16 protein-coding genes are annotated in these 19,570 nt (G+C 64.8%); 7 read left to right on the forward strand and 9 right to left on the reverse strand.

Going from position 1 to position 19,570, the window contains the following annotated elements; all coding sequences use genetic code 11:
* Positions 1-5: 5 nt before the first annotated feature.
* Positions 6-2,204: a ComEC/Rec2 family competence protein gene (locus LOZ74_RS07235; protein ID WP_230293483.1), complete on the forward strand. Its 2,199-nt coding sequence runs from the start codon at positions 6-8 to the stop codon at positions 2,202-2,204.
* A gap of 13 nt (positions 2,205-2,217) precedes the next feature.
* Here the strand turns inward: LOZ74_RS07235 and lexA are convergent, their stop codons facing one another.
* From lexA to LOZ74_RS07275, 8 genes are all read right to left on the reverse strand, one after another.
* Complete coding sequence (lexA, locus tag LOZ74_RS07240; protein WP_230281287.1) at positions 2,218-2,919, reverse strand: transcriptional repressor LexA; 702 nt, start codon at positions 2,917-2,919, stop codon at positions 2,218-2,220.
* Between the two features lie 119 nt (positions 2,920-3,038).
* The gene (locus tag LOZ74_RS07245; RefSeq protein WP_230293484.1) at positions 3,039-4,259 is read right to left on the reverse strand and encodes a molybdopterin molybdotransferase MoeA; all 1,221 of its coding nucleotides are present in this window, start codon (positions 4,257-4,259) and stop codon (positions 3,039-3,041) included.
* Entirely contained in the window at positions 4,256-4,750 is a 495-nt protein-coding gene (gene moaC / locus LOZ74_RS07250) for a cyclic pyranopterin monophosphate synthase MoaC (protein WP_230293839.1), read from the reverse strand. The genes LOZ74_RS07245 and moaC overlap by 4 nt, the downstream gene beginning before the upstream one ends.
* Positions 4,750-5,580, reverse strand: coding sequence for an indole-3-glycerol phosphate synthase TrpC (trpC, locus tag LOZ74_RS07255; RefSeq protein ID WP_230293485.1), 831 nt, complete (start codon positions 5,578-5,580; stop codon positions 4,750-4,752). Before trpC ends, moaC begins: the two co-directional genes overlap by 1 nt.
* Positions 5,577-6,566, reverse strand: a complete 990-nt coding sequence (gene trpD / locus LOZ74_RS07260) for an anthranilate phosphoribosyltransferase (protein ID WP_230293486.1) — start codon at positions 6,564-6,566, stop codon at positions 5,577-5,579. The genes trpC and trpD overlap by 4 nt, the downstream gene beginning before the upstream one ends.
* Positions 6,563-7,180 (reverse strand): aminodeoxychorismate/anthranilate synthase component II, encoded by a 618-nt coding sequence (locus LOZ74_RS07265; RefSeq protein ID WP_230281283.1) that lies wholly within the window; start codon positions 7,178-7,180, stop codon positions 6,563-6,565. Before LOZ74_RS07265 ends, trpD begins: the two co-directional genes overlap by 4 nt.
* A gap of 61 nt (positions 7,181-7,241) precedes the next feature.
* Entirely contained in the window at positions 7,242-8,792 is a 1,551-nt protein-coding gene (trpE, locus tag LOZ74_RS07270) for an anthranilate synthase component I (protein WP_230293487.1), read from the reverse strand.
* Between the two features lie 30 nt (positions 8,793-8,822).
* A complete protein-coding gene (locus tag LOZ74_RS07275; RefSeq protein ID WP_230293488.1) occupies positions 8,823-10,760 on the reverse strand; it encodes a peptidyl-prolyl cis-trans isomerase in 1,938 nt (645 codons plus the stop codon).
* A 312-nt stretch (positions 10,761-11,072) separates the two neighbouring features.
* Between LOZ74_RS07275 and tpiA the strand changes: the two genes are divergently transcribed.
* The 3 genes from tpiA (at position 11,073) to LOZ74_RS07290 (ending at position 14,184) form a co-directional block, all read left to right on the forward strand.
* On the forward strand, positions 11,073-11,822 hold the full coding sequence (gene tpiA, locus LOZ74_RS07280; protein WP_230293489.1) for a triose-phosphate isomerase: 750 nt from the start codon (positions 11,073-11,075) through the stop codon (positions 11,820-11,822).
* Between the two features lie 184 nt (positions 11,823-12,006).
* A complete protein-coding gene (secG, locus tag LOZ74_RS07285) occupies positions 12,007-12,408 on the forward strand; it encodes a preprotein translocase subunit SecG (protein ID WP_230293490.1) in 402 nt (133 codons plus the stop codon).
* A gap of 144 nt (positions 12,409-12,552) precedes the next feature.
* Positions 12,553-14,184: a CTP synthase gene (locus LOZ74_RS07290; RefSeq protein WP_230281278.1), complete on the forward strand. Its 1,632-nt coding sequence runs from the start codon at positions 12,553-12,555 to the stop codon at positions 14,182-14,184.
* Positions 14,185-14,629: 445 nt separating this feature from the next.
* Here the strand turns inward: LOZ74_RS07290 and radC are convergent, their stop codons facing one another.
* Complete coding sequence (gene radC, locus LOZ74_RS07295) at positions 14,630-15,370, reverse strand: DNA repair protein RadC (RefSeq protein WP_230293491.1); 741 nt, start codon at positions 15,368-15,370, stop codon at positions 14,630-14,632.
* A 137-nt stretch (positions 15,371-15,507) separates the two neighbouring features.
* On the opposite strand from radC, the gene LOZ74_RS07300 reads away from it, so the two are divergent.
* The 3 genes from LOZ74_RS07300 to LOZ74_RS07310 are packed head-to-tail and all read left to right on the forward strand — an operon-like array spanning position 15,508 to position 19,462.
* Positions 15,508-18,771: a YdbH domain-containing protein gene (locus LOZ74_RS07300; protein ID WP_230293492.1), complete on the forward strand. Its 3,264-nt coding sequence runs from the start codon at positions 15,508-15,510 to the stop codon at positions 18,769-18,771.
* Positions 18,768-19,040 carry a YnbE family lipoprotein gene (locus LOZ74_RS18300; RefSeq protein WP_370638885.1) on the forward strand — a complete coding sequence of 91 codons (273 nt, stop codon included), beginning with the start codon at positions 18,768-18,770 and terminating at the stop codon, positions 19,038-19,040. Before LOZ74_RS07300 ends, LOZ74_RS18300 begins: the two co-directional genes overlap by 4 nt.
* Entirely contained in the window at positions 19,040-19,462 is a 423-nt protein-coding gene (locus LOZ74_RS07310; protein WP_230293493.1) for a YdbL family protein, read from the forward strand. Before LOZ74_RS18300 ends, LOZ74_RS07310 begins: the two co-directional genes overlap by 1 nt.
* The last annotated feature ends 108 nt before the right edge of the window (positions 19,463-19,570 follow it).

Below are 19,570 nucleotides of genomic sequence, written 5' to 3' on the forward strand. Positions count from 1 at the left end.
GTGCCATGGGGAAGGCCCGTGCCAATACCATCGTTGCCAATACCATCGTCCCGATAGCGGGCGAGGACGAAGGCGATTCCCGCCTTCCTTCGCGGTTGCGGAAATGGGGGAGCGAAGCGCATTTGTCCAGTGCCGTGGCACGATTAGAGGCGTTGCTTGCCGATCGCGGCTTTGAACGCATGCCATGGCTGGCGGTCGCGATGCTGGCGGGGATCGGTATCTGGTTCGCCCTGCCGGGCCCCGGCGACTGGCTGATCGCGCTGGGGCTGTGCGGATTGCCGGCCGGTCTGGCCCTGATTGCATTGCGGGCAGACGATCGCGCCCTGCTGCGCATTGCCGCCGTTGCGGTGCCGCTGATGATCGCGGCGGGGATCGTGCTGATCTGGGCGCGATCCGCCCTGATCGGGACAGAGCCGGTGGCAGGCCCGCGTGTCGCCGTGGTCGAGGCGTTGGTACTGGAGCGCGAGGAACAACCGGCGCGCGAACGGGTACGGCTGATCGTCGCCACGCGGGATCCGCTGGATGCAAGGTCGATCCGCGCACGGCTGAACGTGCCGGAGGAGATGGATGATCCGCGGCTGACGGCGGGGGCGCAATTCCGCGCAAAGCTGCGATTGATACCGCCCCAGCGCGCTGCCGTGCCGGGCGGGTATGATTTCGCACGGGCAGCATGGTTCGACGGGCTGGCGGCTTCGGGCTCTCTGCTCGAGCAGCCGGCGATCACGCGCGAGGGCGGCGGAATCGCGGGTTGGCGCAGCAGGCTGGCCGCGCATGTGCGCGAACAGGTCGGGCGGTTCGGCGGCACGGCGTCCGCGGCGATCGCGGCCACGCTGATTACCGGTGACAGGGGCGCAATTCCCGACAGCGACGGGCAAGCGATGCGCGATGCAGGTCTGGCGCATATGCTCTCGATCAGCGGGCTGCATGTGGGCGCCATCGTGGCAATCGCGTGGCTTCTGGTCGTCCGTGTGGGGGCCTTGTTCCCATGGCTGGCCCTGCGGGTCCGGCTGCCTCTGGCGGCAGCGGGGACGGGCGCGGTGGCGGGTATCGCCTATACGCTGCTGACGGGAGCGGCCTTGCCCACGGTGCGCGCCTGCCTTGCGGCCCTTCTGGTGGTGGGCGCGCTGGCGCTGGGGCGGCAGGCATTGTCGTTGCGCCTGATTGCACTGGCCGCAATGGGCGTGATGCTGTTCTGGCCAGAGGCCGTCATCGGCCCGTCGTTTCAACTCAGCTTTGCCGCGGTGATCGCGATCGTGGCGTTCCATAACAGCCGGTTCGTCGCATGGCTGCGGGGGAAGCGGGGAGAGAGGCGGGGAGAGGGTCGTCCGGGGCGACTGCTCCACGCCGGCTTGCTGCTGTTCCTGACCGGTCTTGTGGTAGAGGCGGCGCTGACGCCTTTGGTGCTGTTCCATTTCCAGCGGTCAGGGGTTTACGGCTCGCTGGCCAATGTCATCGCGATTCCGCTGATGACGGGATTGACGCTGCCGGTGCTGATCGGCGGGCTGGTCTTCGATGCCGTCGGCTGGGGTGCACCGTTCTGGTGGGCGGGGGCCAAATCGCTCGATCTGATTATCGCGCTGGCGCATGGCACGTCGTCATTGCGGGGGGCGGTTTTGCAACTGCCGCAGATCGCCCTGTGGGCCGTGCTTGCCTGTGTTGCGGGCGGATTGTGGCTGGCGCTTTGGTCTGGGCGGCTCCGCCTGTGGGGGTTGGCACCGTTGGCGATCGGGCTGCCTGCATTGTTTCTGGCTCGGCCAGCCGATTTGCTGATCGAGCAAAGTGGCCGCAACGCTGCGCTACTGGCGCCGGACGGACGGCTTTACCTGTTGCGCAACAGTACCAGCTTCTCTGCCGAGGCCATGGTGGAGGCGATGGGAAAAGGCGCGCAATATGGCGTCGAGCCGTTCGCCGAGTTTCCAGAATGGCCGGGGGCACGATGCAATGGCGATTTCTGCCAGATCGAAGCGGAGGGGCGCGTGTTACTTGTCGCCCAGCGACCGGCAGAGGTGCCCTATGGCCCGATGGTCGCGGCATGTGCGCGCGCCGATATCGTGATCGCCAGCAGGCGGCTTCCCGCCGATTGCCAGCCGGCCATGCTGAAGGCGGACAGCAGCCTGCTGACGCGGCGCGGCGGGCTGGCCGTCGACCTATCGAACGGCACCATCCGCGCGGTCAGACCCCAAGGCGACCGCCACGGATGGTGACCTAATCATCCGATCAGTGATAGCGGCGAAGCAATCCGGCGAGCCGTCCCTGAACCTGAACCTCCGACGGATCGTAGATTTGCGGTTCATAGGCAGCATTGGCGGGATCGAGCCGGACCATGCCGTTTTCGCGCCGCAGATATTTCAGCGTCGCTTCCTCGCCCCGCACCAGCGCGACGATGATCTCTCCGTCGCGGGCGGTGTCGGTGCGGCGGACCAGAGCGTAATCGCCGTCGAAAATACCGGCCTCCACCATGGAATCGCCCGATACTTCCAGCGCGTAATGCTCACCGCTGCCCAGCAAGGCTGCGGGAACAGGCAGGACCTGCGTATCCTCCATCGCTTCGATCGGGACGCCGGCGGCGATCCGACCGTGCAGGGGAATTTCGATCACATCGTTCGACGCGCCGGACGGCGGGGACGGACGCCTGAATTCGACCACATTATCGGCTTTCGCCGCGCTTGGCGCCACTGCCGCCGGTTTCGCCGTGCCGGTCACGTCGTCGGGCTGACGGATGACTTCAAGCGCGCGGGCGCGATTGGGCAGGCGGCGGATGAACCCGCGTTCTTCCAAGGCGGAAATCAGCCGGTGGACACCCGACTTCGATTTCAGGTCGAGCGCTTCCTTCATTTCCTCGAACGAGGGGGAAATGCCCGTATCCTCAAGCCGCTGTTGAATGAAGAGCAGCAATTCGTGCTGTTTGCGCGTAAGCATGGCCGATATCCTGTTCCGCCCAAAGTCCTGTTCCGTTCCGCACCCCAATGGCGCGAACGAATGCGGAACAATTAAGCAACATCAGAATGATCGTCAAGCCATGTTAACGCAATGTTCCACTAGGCGCGATTGCGCGGGGCAAAGGGCATGACTTGTACGATATCGCCGCTGGCAACCGTTCCGCTTCCTGCAGGGCGCAGGATCAGCGCATCGGCTTCGGCCAGCGGGCTTAATGCCGCACTATCCTGAAGGAACAGGGGCATGACGCCTGCATCGGTAAAGCGGCAGCGCAGAAATTCCGTCCGCCTGCCGGTTGCGGGCAGATCGGCAAGGCAGAACGCGGGCTGCAGCGCGGGCAGCGGCGACCGGTCGCCCATCAGCGCGCGCACGACGGGCAGGGCGAACAGATGCGCGGTGACGAAGCTGGAAACCGGATTGCCGGGAAGGCCGATGACGAGCTGCTTGCCCAGCCTTGCGACAAGGATCGGCTTGCCCGGCTTGATCGCAACGCGCCAGAAATCGATTTTGGCACCCATCTCCTGCAGTACGGGCAGCACGAGATCGTGGTCCCCCACCGAAGCGCCCCCGCTGGTGACGATCATCTGCGCATCGCCTGCATTTTCGAAGGCGCTGCGCAAGGCATCCCGCCGGTCGGGGACGGGGCCCTGACGCTGAACCGTGCAGCCGATATCTGCGAACAACGCGCCCAGCATCGCCCCGTTGCTGGCGGGGATGGAACCGGCGGGCAGCGGTTCACCGGCAGGGCGCAATTCATCGCCGCTTTCGATGACGGCGACGTTGGCGATTTCATGCACTGGCAAGATGCCATGACCTGCGGTGATGGCCAGCGCCAGCCGTGCCGGTGTCAGCCTTTCGCCCGCCCTGGCGACTGTCTGGCCGTCGCTGAAATCCAGTCCGCGCGGCCGAATATGGCGGTGAAGCGGGACGGGCGGTTCCCCTTCGAAATAAAGGCGGTTGCCCTCGCGGCGGCAATCTTCCTGGACGGCGACCATGTCCGCACCGTCGGGCACCACGCCGCCCGTGGCGATGCGCACGGCCTGACCCGCACCGACAGAGCCTTGATACACATGGCCCGCCGCGCTTTCGCCGACGATGTTCCACGGTCCCGGCATATCGGCCTGCCGCACGGCATAGCCGTCCATGGCCGACATCGGATCGGGCGGCTGCGATCGCAGCGCCATGACATCGCGCGCCAGCCAGCGGCCCGATGCCTCTTCGGCAGGCAAATCGACGGCGGGTAACCGCTGTGCCATCGCCAGCAGGCGTCGCTGCGCCTCGTCCAGATCGAGCAGCGACCCGGGCGACGGGCGAGCCGTCAAAGCTCCAGATCCTCGTGCCCTGCGGCGCGCCAGCGGCCCGATTTGCCGCCATCCTTGGCGATCAGGCGGATACCGCCGATGACCATCCCCTTGTCCAGAGCCTTGGCCATGTCGTAAATCGTGATCAGCGCCACCGAAACGGCCGTGATCGCTTCCATCTCTACGCCGGTCTTCGCCTCGATCGCGGCGCTGGCGCTGGCGCGGATCGCACCGTGTTCGAACGCGAAATCGACATTCACCGCATCGATGGGCAGCGGATGACACAGCGGCACCAGCTCGCCCGTCTTTTTGGCCGCCATGATACCGGCAATGCGGGCCGTCGCCAGCACGTCGCCCTTTTTCACGCTGCCTTCGCGGATCGCCTGCAATGCTTCGTCCGACATGGTGATGATCCCGCTGGCGACCGCGATGCGGCGCGCTGCGGACTTGCCGCCGATGTCGACCATGCGCGCATTGCCGGCGGCATCGATATGGGACAGCCTGCTGCCCATCATCGCGTTCCGAGCGGACCGGCCATGCCGGACAGGCGGGGAAGACCCAATAGGTCGCGCGTGGCGGTGGCCACGTCGTCCTGCCGCATCAGGCTCTCTCCCACCAAGAAACAGCGCGCGCCCGAGGTTTCGCACACGGTCTGCACGTCGGCATGGCTGGCGATGCCGCTTTCGCTGACCAGCAGGGCGCCTTGGGGTGCCAGCGGGGCGAGCCGGGCGGTGGTGGCGATGTCGGTCGTGAATGTGCGCAGATCGCGGTTGTTGACGCCGATCAGCCGCGACCGCAGCCGGTGCGCGCGCTCCATCTCGGCCTCGTCATGCACTTCGACCAGCACATCCATATGCGCTTCGATGGCGGCGGCCTCGATCTCGGCGGCGAGCGTATCGTCGAGCGCGGCGACGATGATCAGGATCGCATCGGCGCCAATGGCGCGCGCTTCGGTCACTTGCCAGGGGTCGACCATGAAATCCTTGCGCAGCACGGGCAGGGTACAGGCGGCGCGCGCGGCGACGAGATAATCCTCGTGCCCCTGAAAATGCGGCGCATCGGTCAGCACCGACAGGCAGGTCGCCCCGCCGGCGGCATAGGCGCGGGCATGTTCGGGTGGGTCGAAATCAGCGCGAATCAGGCCTTTGGAAGGCGAAGCTTTCTTGATTTCCGCGATCAGGCCAAAGCCGCGCCGCGATGCCTGTTCCAGCCGCGCGGCGAAACCGCGCGGTGCTTCCTGTGCGCGGGCCAGCACTTCCAGATCGCGCAGGGAACGCTGCGCCTTGCGAAGGGCGACTTCGCCGCGTTTGACGTCGCAAATTTCGAGCAGACGGTTGCTCATGCCAATTGTCCCGAATTCACGACGCCGATCCAGCAGTCGAGCAAGGCCTTCGCCAGCCCCTTGTCGATGACTTCGGCGGCTTCTTCCGCGCCTTCGCGCAAGGTTTCGGCTTCGCCCGCAACCACAAGGGCGGCGGCGGCGTTGAAGATCACCGTGTCGCGATAGGCACCTTTGGCCCCCATCAGCAAGTCGCGCAGGGCAGCGGCGTTGAAATCCGCGTCGCCCCCCTTGATCGCGTCAAGCGGATGGACAGGCAGGCCCGCGTCTTCGGGGCCGATCTCGGACGGAAAGTCGAACCCGATCGCTTCGGTCCTGCTGGGCCCGGCAATCGATAATTCGTCCAGACCTTCCATGCCCGACACGACCAGTGCGCGTTCGGTGCCCAGATCGCGCATGGCGCACGCGTAAACGGGCACCAGAGCGGGGCTGGCGACGCCGACCAGCTGGCGGGTGACACCGGCGGGATTGGCCAGCGGGCCGGTGAAGTTGAAGATGGTGCGGCGGCCCAGTGCCTTGCGGATCGGGGCAATGCGGCCCAGCGCGGGATGGTGCGATTGGGCAAACATAAAGGCGATGGACAGATCCGGCAGGGTCTGAGCCGCCAGCGCACCGGCCTTGTCGAGGTTCAGGCCTAGGCTTTCCAGCGTATCGGCCCCGCCCGCCTTGCTGCTGGCCGCGCGATTGCCGTGTTTCGCCACCGGCACGCCGCAAGCGGCCACCACCAGCGCCACGGCAGTGGATACGTTCAGCGAATGCTGCCCGTCGCCGCCCGTACCGCAAACATCGATGGCAAGTGCGGGCGCGGGAACCGGCTTCATCCTTGCGCGCATGGCGCGCACGGCACCGGCGATTTCCTCTGCCGTTTCGCCGCGCTCGGCCATGGCGGTCAGCGCATCGGCAATGGCATCGTCCGCCATTTCGCCGTCGAGCATCTTCCCGACCAGCGCTTCGGCTTCGTCGATGGTCAGTCCGGTCGATGCCATCATGCGACCACGGCCTGTTCGGCGGGCAGAACCGCGTCGATACCGCATAGCGCAAGGAAATTGGCGAGCATGGCATGGCCGTGCTGCGTGGCGATGCTTTCGGGGTGGAACTGAACCCCGTGGATCGGCAGGCTTTCGTGGCGGAAGCCCATCGCATGGGTGCCATCTTCGTCCGGACGCGGCGTGGTGGCGTTGATCTTCAGACAGTCGGGCACGTCCTCTACCACAAGGCTGTGATAGCGCGTGGCGGTAAAGGGCGAGGGCAGGCCCGCGAACACGCCCGTTCCGTCATGATCGACGGGTGAGGTCTTGCCATGCATCAGCCCGCCGCGAACGACCTTGCCGCCGAAATATTGCCCGATGGACTGGTGGCCAAGGCACACGCCCAGCAGCGGCAGCCGCGCATCGGCGCAAGCGCCGACGAGGTCGAGGCTGATTCCCGCTTCGTCCGGCGTGCAGGGCCCGGGCGAGATCAGAAAGCCTTTCGCGCCGGTTTTCAATGCGTCTGCCGCCGTGATGGCGTCGTTGCGCACCACTTCCACCTTTGCGCCCATTTCCATCAGATAATGGACGAGGTTCCAGGTGAAGCTGTCGTAATTGTCGATGACAAGGATCATGATGCCCGCCTTTGCGCGCGAATAGGACCGAGATCAAGGCGGCGGGGGAAGCGGGGCGGGCCTATTGCCCGTATCCCGGCTCACCCGCGAGGCTGAGCGCCTCTTTCGCGGCGGCGAGCAATGCGCCCGCCTTTGCCTCGCACTCCCGCTGTTCATAGGCGGGATCGGAATCGGCCACGATGCCCGCGCCTGCCTGCACATGCATCACCCCGTCCTTGACCACGGCGGTGCGCAGGACGATGCAGCTGTCCACCGATCCGTCCGGCGCGAAATAGCCGACGCCGCCCGCATAGGCACCGCGGGTTTCCGGCTCAAGCTCGGCAATGATCTGGCAGGCCCGCACCTTGGGCGCGCCGCTGACCGTGCCTGCGGGAAAGCCTGCGAACATGGCGTCGATGGCATCGGCATCGGCCGCAAGATCGCCCACCACGTTCGACACGATATGCATGACATGGCTGTAGTGTTCGACCGTATAGCTTTCGGTCACGCGCACCGTGCCCGGTTTCGCCACGCGGCCCACATCGTTGCGGCCAAGATCCAGCAGCATCAGATGTTCGGCGCGTTCCTTGGGATCGGCCAGCAGGCTGTCGCGATTGGCGCGGTCTTCCTCGGCGTCTTTGCCGCGCGGACGGGTGCCCGCGATGGGCCGGATCGTCACCTCGGGCTTGCCGTCCGCCCCGCCGCGCACGCGCACGAGGATTTCGGGGCTGGACCCCGTCAGCGCAAAGCCGGGCAGGTCGAGGAAATAGAGGAAGGGCGACGGGTTCACCCGTCGCAGCGCGCGGTAGAGCGCCAGCGGAGGCAGCGGGAAGGGGCACGTGAAACGCTGGGCCAGAACCACCTGAAAGATATCGCCCGCCGTAATGTAGTCCTTGGCCGCGCGCACCATCTCGGCATAGCGGCCCGCGGGCAATTGCGGGGTCAGCGCTGCCTCGGTCTCTTCTGGCAAAAGCGGAGGCGTGGAAAGGCGCGCGCCCTGCAGCTTTGCCAGACAGGCCTCGATCCGCTCTGCCGCGGCGGAAACGGCATTATCGGCGCTGCTTTCCGAGGGCCAGACGGGCGCGATGCAGAACAGCGTGTCCTTCAGCCGGTCGAACACGAGGATCAGCGTGGGCCTCGCGAAGATCATGTCGGGCAGGTCCAGCGGATTGGGCGCGGGCCGTGCGATATCCTCGACCAGACCGATCGTTTCATACCCGAAATAGCCGACAAGACAGGCAAGCGCGGGCGGCAATTCATCGGGCACATCGAAACGGCAGCTGGCCGCCAGATTGCGCAATGCGGTCAGCGGCTCGTCCTTCAGCTGGACGAAAGCGTTGCGGTCATGCCGCCAGATGCGGTTGATTTCCGCCGTATCGCCCCTTGCGCGGAACAGCAGGTCGGGGTCCAGCCCGACAAGCGAGTAACGCCCGCGCGTCTCGCCCCCTTCGACCGATTCCAGCAGGAAATCGCCGCGACCCGGTTCGATCAGCTTGACCGCGGCGGCCACCGGCGTTTCGCAATCCGCGATCACCTTGCGCCAGACCACGCCCGCGCGACCGGCGCGCAACTGGCTGGCGGCAAAGGCGTCGCGGGCGTGATCCGCGTTTTCGGGGGCGGCAGTGTCGGTCATCGTGTCGGCGGTTCGCTTATATACGGGCGATCAATTGCGCTGGGGCGCAAGCTGCGTGCGCACGGCGGCAATCGCATTGTCGTTGCGCGTCACCGGCACTTCCTTTGCAATCGCAACGCGAAGCTGGTCGATCAGCTCCTGCTGGCGAAGGCGCGACAATTCGGCCTGCGTCTGCGCGATAATCGGATCGTCGTCGGCCAGTTCGGGAACGTCGATACTGTCGAGCGAGACGATGAACCAGCCCAGACCATTGGGCGCTTCCAGCCGCTTTGCGGTCTTAGGTGCCATGGTGAACATCAGGGCCAGCGGCGGCGCGATACCGCGTTGCTGGCGCTGCGCCATCAGCTGGCGGCGCGACAGATCGATGCTGTCGACCGGCGGCGTGCGAACATCGAGAGCGGCCAGCGCCTCGGACAGGGTCTTGCCGCCCTTGATCGCGGCCATCACCTTGTCGGCGGCCGCCTTTGCCTTTTCAGAGCCCTGTTCCAGCTTGTAATTGCGGGTCAGCACGTCCTTGATGTCGTCGAACGGCGGCGGCGCGGCACGGGTGACTTCACCGGGTTCGAAGATCACATAGCGTTGTCCGTCCATGCTGGCCGCGATTTGCGCATCGCCGCCGGGCTGCATGGCGAACACGGTCTGTGCCAGACGCGCTTCCGACGGATCGACTTCGCCTTCGCCGAACACGCTGCCATCCTCGGTCAGCGGGGGCGTGGTGGTCACCTTGGCATTCAGCGATTTGGCGACATCGGCAAGGCTTGCGCCCGACTGCAGGCGATCCTCGATCTGCGAGGCGCGGTCGGCCATCAGGCTACGGGTTTTTTCCTGCCCGATCGCTTCGGCAATCTCGCCGCGCACGGCATCGATACCGCGCGCCGCGACCGGCGTGACCTTGCCGATGCGGATCAGGTAAAAACCCAGCGGGCCGCGAACCGGCCCGACGATGCTGCCCGACGCCGCATCATAAACGGCAGCGGCGACCTGCGGCGTCGATGTCGAGGCCAGTTGCTGGCGGCTGGTGGCTGTAACCGTATTCGTCTCCAGCCCCTGCTTTTCCGCCACGGCCCGCAATTGCGAGGGGGAAGCGATCTGCCCTTTCAGCGCATTTGCCGCGGCTTCGGTGGGCACGATCAACTGCTCGAACTCGCGCTCTTCGCGGGCGGCATACTGGCTGGCATTCGCTTTATAGCGTTCGGCAATCTCGGCCTCGGTCGGCCTGGCCGCATCCCCCAGCACTTCCGCGCCGAAAGTCGCAAGGCGGATCGTGCGACGCTCGGGCAGCATATAGGTGTCGCGATTGTCGGCGAGATATTTTTTCAGCACCGCATCGTCGACCGGTTCCTGATCGATAAAGGCAGGGCTGGGGATCAGCGCCACGCCGCCATGGCGCGTTTCATTGAGCAGCCCTGCATATCGGCGCGCGACATTCAGCGGCGCCTTGTCGCCATAGGTCGTGGGCACCAGCAACATGCGCGAAACAAGGCCCTGTCCGATATCCTCGCGCACCATCTGGTCCGAAAGGCCGCGGCGCTGGATGGCCTGATTGTAGAGGTCCTGGCTGAATTTTCCGTCGGGGCCCTGAAACGCGGCCATCTGCGTCAATTCGCTGCCGATCAGCGAATCGCCGATGCGCATCCCCTTGGACAGGCCGAAATCGTAAAGCGCATAGCGTTCGATCATCTGGTCCAGCAGATTGTCGATCGCGCCGGCCTCGAGAAAATCCTCCATGGTGGCGGTCGGATTATTTTCCCGCGCCTGTTCGAACGCGCTGCCCACGGTGGTGCGCAATTGCGACGTGGTGATTTTCTGGTCGCCCACCGTCGCCACGCGCTCGCTTCCCGCGATGCCGCCAAAGCCCGATCCGGTGATATCCGCGCTGGCAAACGCCAAAGCGATCAGCGCGACAAAGCCCAAAGTCAGCGCAAGGCCGAGCGGGGATTGGAAAAGCTTGCGAAAACCCTGGATCATGGTGACTGGCAATCCGTAACTTGGCCGTAAGGGGGCCGTCATTTTCTTCGCGCGGCCCGGCGTAAAACCGGACCGGCGCGATGCATTGGCGCACGGCTTTAGGCGGGTGATGGCCGCGCTGCAACACCGTCCCCGCAAAGCGGGCACGACCGGTCCGCTACCGTTTTGACACAAAACCCTCCATGGGCTAGCCGCCGCCGACCGGCAGGGCTATCGACTCTGTCATTCTTCCCGGGTCATTCTTCCCGGGTCATTCCTTCGGGCGTTGTCATTGTGACAGCACGGATCACAAACAGGGTGGACGGGTAATCGATGGCACAACGTTGCTATGTAGTCGGAAACTGGAAAATGCACGGCATGCGCGCCGATCTTAGCGAGGCGCGCGCCATCGACCGCGCTTCGTCGCGCCTGCCCAAGGTAGAGGTGGCGATCGCGCCGCCCGCGACGCTGATTTCGGCACTGCGCGAGGCGGTGAACCAAATCGGCGTGGGCGCGCAGAATTGCCATTCGTCCGAGAAGGGTGCGCATACCGGCGATATTTCGGCCGCCATGCTGCGCGAGGCGGGGGCCGATTTCGTGATCGTCGGCCATTCCGAGCGCCGCGCCGACCACGGCGAGACCAATGCGGACGTCCAGGCCAAGGCCGAAGCGGCGCAGGCTATCGACCTTGGCGTGATCCTGTGCGTGGGCGAAAGCGCGGAGCAGCGCGATTCGGGCGAGGCGGAGAAGATCGTCGCGCGCCAGCTGGCTGATTGCCTGCCCGATTCGCCGCAGCGCCTGTCGGTCGCCTATGAACCGATCTGGGCTATCGGCTCGGGCCGCGTCCCGTCGGTTCAGGATGTGGGTACAATGCATAAATGGCTGCGTGCGGTGCTGATGGACCGTTACGGGGACGAGGGGAAGGAAATCCGCATTCTCTATGGCGGTTCGGTCAAGGGCGATAACGCGGCCGAATTGCTGTCGGCATCCGAAGTGGGCGGCGCGCTGGTCGGCGGAGCCAGCCTGACGGCGGACGGTTTCGTACCGATCATCGCGGCGGCATCCTCTTTGGACGAAGGCTGAACGCCCGAAACCTGCGCGCGCGCATTTGCTTGCCAGTTCGGGTTGCTTGCCAGTTCGGGTTGCTTGCATGTTCGGGCCGCTGCCGGTAAGAGCCGCCGCCTTGGATCGGCGCACGGGCTTGCATAGGCACGCGCGGCTCCTATTTTCGCAAACTTGTTGTCTGACTGCATAACCGGATCAATCGATGTCGCTTTTCCTGTTTCTTACCATCGTTCAAGCGATTGTCGGTGCGGCGCTGGTCGGCGCGATCCTGATGCAGCAGTCGGAAGGCGGCGGGCTTGGCGTGGGCGGTAGCCCGTCCGGCTTGATGAGCGCGCGCGGTGCGGCCAATTTCATGACGCGGGCCACCGGCATTCTGGCGGTTCTGTTCGTCGTGCTGTCGATCGCGCTGGCGGCGATTGCCGTCGAAACCACGCAGGGCAGCGAAATCGATACCTCGCTCGACCGTACGATCCCCGCCGCAGCGCCCGATCCGCTGGCGCCTGCCGTTCCTGCCGCAACCCCCGCTCCTGCCGCAACCCCCGCGCCTGCGGGCGAGGCGGCGCCGGCTGCCGATGCAGATCCGCTGGCCGGTTCGGCCGAATAACCGGGCCGCATAGGGTTCAGCCCTGAAATCAGCACCGGACCGGAGCGCTTATCCGGTCCATCCCCATTAAATTGACGAAAAGCGGCCGCAGGCTTCACACGAAGCTTGCCCCTTTTCGATTCTTTCGACTAAGGCCCAACTCCCATGGCGCGGTACATTTTCATCACCGGCGGCGTGGTCTCCTCGCTCGGCAAAGGTCTTATGGCGGCATCGCTGGCTGCCCTTTTGCAAGCGCGTGGCTACAAGGTCCGCATTCGTAAGTTCGACCCCTATCTCAATGTCGATCCGGGGACGATGAGCCCCTATCAGCACGGCGAGGTTTTCGTGACCGACGACGGGGCCGAAACCGACCTCGATCTCGGCCACTACGAACGCTTTACCGGCGTGTCGGCGCATCAGGGCGACAATATCACCAGCGGGCGGATCTATCAGTCGATCATCGCCAGGGAACGGCGTGGCGACTATCTGGGCGCGACCGTTCAGGTGATCCCGCATGTGACCGACGCGATCAAGCAATTCGCCCTTGCCGATACCGAGGGGCTGGATTTCGTCCTGTGCGAATTCGGCGGCACCGTCGGCGATATCGAGGGGCTTCCCTTTATCGAGGCGATTCGCCAGCTGCGTAACGAACTGCCGCGCGAACAGACCGCCGCGATTCACGTGACGCTGGTGCCCTATATCAAGGCGGCGGGCGAGCTGAAGACCAAGCCCACCCAGCATTCGGTGCGCGAGCTGACCAGCCTTGGCGTACAGCCCGACCTGCTGCTGTGCCGCTGCGAACATGAATTGCCCGAAAGCGAACGCCGCAAGATCGCGCAGTTCTGCAACGTGCGGACAGAAGCGGTCATTCCCGCGCTCGATGCCAGCAGCATCTATGCGGTGCCGCTGCAATATCATGCCGAGGGTCTGGACGCAGAGGTTCTGCGCCATTTCCGGATGGATGCACCGGCACCCGAACTGGCGGGCTGGGACGACATCGTCGACCGGTTCGAGAATCCGGAGGGCGAGGTGACCATCGGCGTGGTCGGCAAATATGTCGGCCTGCCCGATGCGTATAAATCGCTGAACGAAGCGCTGATTCACGGTGGAATGGCCAATCGCACCAAGGTCCATGTGAAATGGATCGATGCCGAATTGTTTGAGCAGGATGAATCGGACATCGTGGCGGCGCTGGAACCGATGCACGGCATCCTCGTCCCCGGCGGTTTTGGCGAACGGGGCAGCGAAGGCAAGATCGAGAGCGTCCGCTTTGCCCGTGAACGCGATGTGCCATTCCTCGGCATCTGCCTCGGCATGCAGATGGCCTGCATCGAAGGCGCCCGCAACACGGCGGGAATCGCCGGCGCAAGTTCGACCGAGTTCGGCGAAACGAGCGAGCCTGTCGTCGGCATCATCACCGAATGGATGACCGCCGAAGGGCTTGAAAAGCGCGCCGAGGGCGGTGACCTTGGCGGCACGATGCGGCTTGGCGCCTATGACGCGAAGCTGGCGGGCAACAGCCGCGCGGCCAATCTGTATGGCAGCACCGAGATTTCCGAGCGCCATCGCCACCGTTACGAAGTGAACGTCGCCTACCGCGAAGCGCTGGAACAGGGCGGCTTGCTGTTTTCGGGCATGTCGCCCGATGGTCTGCTGCCCGAAATCGTGGAACGCCCCGACCACCCGTGGTTCGTCGGCGTGCAATTCCATCCCGAATACAAGAGCCGTCCATTCGCGCCCCATCCGCTGTTCGCCGGATTCATCAAAGCGGCACTGGAACAGTCGCGGCTCGTTTAGGAAAATCGTTAACGCCCGCAGGCAGGGAAGGCTTCGGATCGCTTAGGATTTGAAGAATTTCCTTGCCTTTACGCGCGATGAACGGTTACCGATACGTCCACGGTGCATGAAATGTTACATTCCGTCGGGGTCATGGCCCGCGATGGCAGGCGTGGACCAGACGGGTTGGGGAAGGTTCAGGCATTGGCGTGACAGGTCGGCACCGTCGTTGACGGGTCGTCGGGCGTGCGGGGGACGTGCACGCTGCCGGAATTCCGTTGAATGATTTCAGCTTTCCCGACCCCGGTCGCGATGCGCTCTGCCGTTCGCATATCGGCCGCAATGGCTTGCCTGCGGGAATGACTGTCTTTCTGCGACCCGGATGGTCATTTTTAAGGGTGAGGCGGCGGTGACGTCGCGGGGGTGGGCAGTTTCCGATGTCCGCCCCCGAAGATGTATTTTCCTGCTATATCAGCCCCTTCGAACGCAGCGACACATGGCCGCTGCGGCCCACGATGATGTGATCGTGCACCGTCACGCCCAGCAACCGGCCTGCTTCGGCAATGCGATTGGTGATCTGGATATCGGCCCTGCTCGGTTCGGGATTGCCGCTGGGGTGGTTGTGGACAAGGATCAGCGCCGCCGCGCCCAGATCCATCGCGCGCTTGATTACCTCGCGCGGGTGGATGGCCGCTTCGTCCAGCGAGCCGTCGCCGACATGATCGTCGCGAATCAACCGGTTTTGCGCATTGAGATAGAGGACGCGCACCCGTTCGACCGTCAGATGCGCCATATCGATCGTCAGATAATCGATCAGCGCCTGCCAGCTGCCCAGAATCGGCTTTTCCTGCACCTGGCTGCGCGCCAGCCGACGGGCCGCAACCCCCACGATCTTCAGCGCCGCGGCACTGGTCTCTCCCATACCGGGATGGTCGGCCAGCGCCTTGCGGTCGGCATTGAAAACGCCCGCCAGGCTGCCGAAGCGCTGCAAAAGGCTGCGTGCGATCGGTTTCACATCCTTTCGCGGGATCGCTGTCATCAACAGATATTCGACGATTTCATGATCGCCCAGCGCATAGATCCCGCCTGACAGCAGCCTTTCGCGCAGTCGCGCGCGATGGCCGCGCGGATCGGTGCCGTCCTGCGGCCTGGCCTGCGGCGGTATGGCAGGCGCATCGATCGGCAGCGGTTCCTGCCCGTCGGCCATGGCGTAAACGTCCCCTTTCGGCGGCACGAAATCGTGCGCATCCCTGTGCGGTCATTGCCTTTTGCCGGACGAATGCGCAAGTTCGGCCCAGCATTCGGCCAGCTGCAAGGGCGCCGATATTCGATTGCGCAGGCGGCATGAGCGAACAGGACGATAACGAACAGGCGGGAGAAGTGCCGACCGGCGAACCGGTCGATGCCCCCGTTCGTGCGCGCCGATATCGCAAACGGCGGTTTTTCGCCGATGTGGCGCTGGTATTTTTCGCGATCTCGCTGGGCATATTTGCCGGGCTTTACGTTACGCGCGAAAGGCTGGCCGGTGATCTGATCGATTCGACGCTGGCCGAATATGGCGTTCCGGCGAGCTATGAGGTGATTTCGATCGGGCCGCAGCAGCAGGTGATCGGCAATATCGTGGTGGGCGATCCCCTTGACCCCGACCTGACGGTAGAGCGGGCCGTGGTGACGATCGCCTATCGCTTTGGCACGCCCGCCATCGGCGGCGTCAGGCTGGAAAAGCCGCGGCTTTACGGGCGCTGGGATGGCGAAAAGGTCAGTTTCGGTGCTCTCGACAGGGTGATTTACGACAGTGCGAGCGACGGGCCGTTCGCATTGCCCGATCTGGACCTTGCGATTGCGGACGGGCGGGCACTGGTGCGCAGTCCCTGGGGCGATGTCGGTGCCAAGCTGGAAGGCCGCGGCAATCTGGCCAGCGGCTTTGCAGGCGTGGCGGGTGCGGTCATACCCCGGATGGCGCTGGGCGATTGTATGGGCGAGGGGGGGAGCCTTTATGGCACGTTGGCGACGCGCAGGGGGCGACTGGCGTTTGACGGTCCGGTGCGTCTGGCCAGCCTGCAATGCGCGTCCGGCGAGGCCATGGGCCAAAACGCGCTGCAATTGCATGCCGAGACGCAGGATTTCGCCAGTTTCGCGCTGCGTGGACGCCTGAACGGACGCGGTTTGACGCATGATATGGCGCATGCCGACGCGCTGACGGGCGATCTGGCGCTGACCCGCGACGGCAAGGGCGCTCTGATGTCGAATTTCGACTTGTCCGCCAGCGGGGTGGAAGCATCGGGCATCAAGGGGCGAACCGTCCGGCTGGAAGGGCGCGTCCGCGCGCGGTCGGACCTGTCGCATGTGGCCTTCAACGGCGGACTTGAGGGTAAGGGGCTACAAGCTGCGGGCGATCTCAATACACTGATGGCGGGATGGCGCAAATCGGCCGCGGGAACGCTGGCGGAGCCTTTGCTGGCCAAATTGCAAAGCGGCCTGGCGGCAGAGGGTAAGGGCAGCAGTTTCTCGGCGGATATGCAGGCGCGCCTTGCAGATGGCCGCACGACGCTGATCGTGCCGCAGGCGCGCTGGCGGGGCACGAGCGGAGAGACGCTGCTGGCGCTCTCGCGCGGGCAATACGGGTTTGGCGGCGACCGGCCTGCCGAAGTGGCGGGCAATTTTTCCACCGGCGGCGCGGGGTTGCCGCGCATCACGGGCCGGATGGAAGAGCGTAAGGATGGCGTTCGCGCGATGCGGCTGACCATGGCGGAATATAGCGCCCGCGACGCGGCGCTGGCCGTGCCCGACATGCGCCTCGTGCAAAACGCTTCGGGCGCGGTTTCGATTGCCGGCCGCCTTATCGCCAGCGGCGCGTTCCCCGGCGGGAGGGTAGATGCGTTGAACCTGCCGGTCGCGGGCGGATGGAGCGAGCGGAGCGGGCTGGCGCTGGGCACCGCGTGCATTTCGCCGCGATTCGACGCGCTGACATTGGCAAGCCTGTCGATGGTTCGGCAAAGCATTACTTTGTGTCCGCCAGGCGACGGCGCGATGCTGCGCGTGACGCAAAACGGCGCCCGTTTCGCGGCGGGCGTGCCCGAACTGGCGCTGGCGGGGCGTCTGGGCGACACGCCGGTGCGCGTGAATGGCGGCCCGGTGGGATTTGCCTTTCCCGGCTCCATGGCAGCGCGCGATCTGGATGTGCAACTGGGTGAGGGCGGATCGGAAACGCAATTCGTGTTGAGCGATCTGAAAGCCGATCTGGGCAGCGCGATCGGCGGCAGCTTTGCCGATGCCGAAATGCGCATGGCCGCCGTGCCGCACGATATTACGCGGGCATCGGGCCAATGGTCCTATTACGATGGCGTGCTGGCGCTGGACGACGTCAGCCTTCGGATGACCGACCGCGCGGCTTCGGCCCGGTTCAATCCGATGGTGAGCGAAGGGGCGACCTTAAAGCTGGCCGACAACCGGATCGCGGCGCAAGCCCTGCTGCGCGAGGAAACGACCGGCAGACAGGTTACCGCCGTCGATATCGCGCATGATCTGGGCAGCGGGACTGGCCATGCCGATCTGACGGTTGACGGGCTGCGTTTCGATGAGGGCCTGCAACCGACCGATATCACCCCGCTGGCGCTGGGCGTGGTCGCCAATATGCAGGGGCGGGTCGATGGCAGCGGGCGGATCGACTGGAGCGCGCAAGGCATTACGTCCACCGGCCAGTTCACCACGGCCTCGCTCGATTTCGCGGCGGCATTCGGACCGGTCAAGGGCATGGCGGGAACGATCCGCTTTACCGATCTGATGGGCATGGTCACCGCGCCCGACCAGACGATCACCGTGGCCGAAATCAATCCCGGCATTCCGGTCGAAAACGGCGTGATCCGCTATGCTCTTGAGGAAGGGAATGTCTTTGCCTTCCATTCGGGCAAATGGCCCTTTGTCGGCGGCACGCTGGAATTGCGGCCCGTGCGCATGACCTTGGGCGCGGACGAGACGCGGCGCTATGTCTTCGTGATCGAGGGGCTGGATGCGGCGCGCTTCCTCGAAAGGATGGAAATGGCCAATCTGTCGGCAACCGGCACGTTCGACGGCACCCTGCCGGTGGTGTTCGACAAGGCGGGCGGGCGGATCGAGCAAGGGTTCCTGCAATCGCGCGCGCCGGGCGGCAATCTCTCCTATGTCGGGGCGCTCAGCTATGAGGATATGTCCGCGATCACCAATTTCGCCTTCGATGCGCTGAAATCGCTGGATTACAAGAATATGACCATCGGCATGGACGGCGCGCTGGAGGGGGAGATCGTCACCCGCGTGCGGATCGACGGGGTCAGCCAGGGAGAGGCCGCGTCGAAGAATATTCTGACCCGCAAGCTGGCCAGCCTGCCGGTGCGCTTCAACGTCAATATACGCGCGCCCTTCTACCAGCTGCTTTCCAGCCTGAAATCGCTGTACGATCCGGCTTCGGTGCGCGATCCGCGCGAACTGGGCCTGTTGAAGGAAGAGGGTGGCGCACTGGTGCCCGACCCCGAAGCTCCCGAAATCCCTCCGGCTCCGCAAGGCGATCTGGTCGCTGGCTTGCCGCCGGTTAAACCCTCCATTCACAATGCCGAAAGCGAGACCGTGCCATGAACCGTGCCATAGAAGCGTCGACCGGATTGACGCAGGCAATACGCGCTGCGACTGGTCCCGCGATGAAGGAGCATGGATCTGGATATCGGGCTTTGCGCAATATCGCACTGGCGTTGACAATGGCCGCGCCGCTGGCGGGGTGCATTAATGTGAACGCACCCAACGATGCGATCGTGATCGAGCTCAACATCAATATCAAACAGGAAGTGCTCTACCGGCTGGTCGATTCCGCCGAGCAGAACATAGAGGATAATCCGGAGATTTTCTGATGGCTCGTAATAGAATTCTGTCCGCTGCCGGCATGGCTGTGGTGGCCATCGCCGCCACTGCCGTCACCGCAACCGGCATGATCGCCGCTCCGGCCTCTGCCGTGCAGCGCGATCCCGCCTATGCCGCCGCGCGCGCGAATGGCGCGATCGGTGAGAAGATGGACGGATATCTGGGCTTTGTCGGCTCTCCCGACGCGGCATTGCGCAAGCTGGTCGACGACCTGAACATCCGGCGCAAGGCCAGCTATGCCGACAAGGCGCGGGCCGAGGGCGTGACGATCGAGGAATTCGCATTCGCGCAAGGGTGCATCCTGATCGCGCGCACCAGTGCGGGCGAAAAATACCAGGCGCCCGACGGAAGCTGGCAGACCCGCGGATCGGGCGCGGCGCGGCTCGATCCGCGCTGTCCGTCGGTCGGTTAGGACGCGATTGCGGGCCGTTCGGCGGCAGCCCCTGGCGGGCGGGGCGATTTTGCGCGCGTGCGATCACCAACAAGTATAAGACGAATGGCTGATTAGGCCGTGTTGACT

Origin of the sequence: Croceicoccus sp. Ery5 (assembly GCF_020985325.1) — a bacterium.
Lineage (GTDB): Bacteria > Pseudomonadota > Alphaproteobacteria > Sphingomonadales > Sphingomonadaceae > Croceicoccus.